The organism is Cupriavidus sp. 8B (assembly GCF_054589115.1).
On record NZ_BAAILO010000235.1, the window covers coordinates 1 to 777 of the forward strand.

General features: G+C 63.7%; 2 pseudogenes. Both read right to left on the bottom strand.

Features of this window, described 5'->3' with window-relative positions:
* Positions 1-429 (bottom strand): annotated as a pseudogene (locus tag ACYP5B_RS22470) (hypothetical protein); the annotation flags it as partial.
* A gap of 17 nt (positions 430-446) precedes the next feature.
* Positions 447-777 (bottom strand): annotated as a pseudogene (locus ACYP5B_RS22475) (ATPase); the annotation flags it as partial.

The window sequence follows — 777 nt, forward strand, 5'->3', positions numbered from 1 at the left end:
CACCAACGGGGCGAATACTTTGGTCTTGCCTCGGGCAAACGTCGTGCCGGCTTCCGAAATGTCGGCCACAGTGAAGCCGCGCCACTTCGCGCCAACCCGCGCCGGATAGACCTGATCACCCCACCTGACGTAGCTGCGCAGGTTCACAGCGCCGCCGGCAGCGCGGCCGTCGACGCCATAGAGGGCAATCGTCTGCGGCGAGCGCTCGTGCGCCTTGACCGTCGTGGCGCCAGCCGGTGCGGCGGTCAAGGCCGGAGCCGGGGCGGACTTGGCAAGATCCTGCTCCAGTTTCTGCAGCGCAACCTTGCCGTCCGCCTCGATCAGCTTCTGGGTGATCGACTTATCGTCATCGGCGAGCGCTGCACCGCAGGCAAGGAATGCAACCAGCGCCACGCTTGCGCGGCGGTATGTCATCGGGTAAGCACGCATTTCAGTCTTCCTTCTTCTCAGTTGCGGGCAAAGGCATCGCCCTTGACCGTCAACATGAACTTCGATTGCTTGATGTCCGGAACGGCGTTCAGGTTCACGGCCAGTTCGATGGTCTTCACCACGACCTGCTGACCGAATCCCTTGAACTCACTCAGATTGCGCAGCGGGCCGGCGATTTCCCAGGCGCCGGACACAACCGGATGCGTCAGGGAGGCGGCGCCTTCTGGCGGGACGGTGCCAAAGATCGCGACTTCCTTGAGCTCGGCCTTGGACGCGACCGGCCAAAGGGTCTGCAGCTGGGAGCCGAAGTGAACACGCAAGTCCATCGCCGTCGGCAGCTTCTCCAGC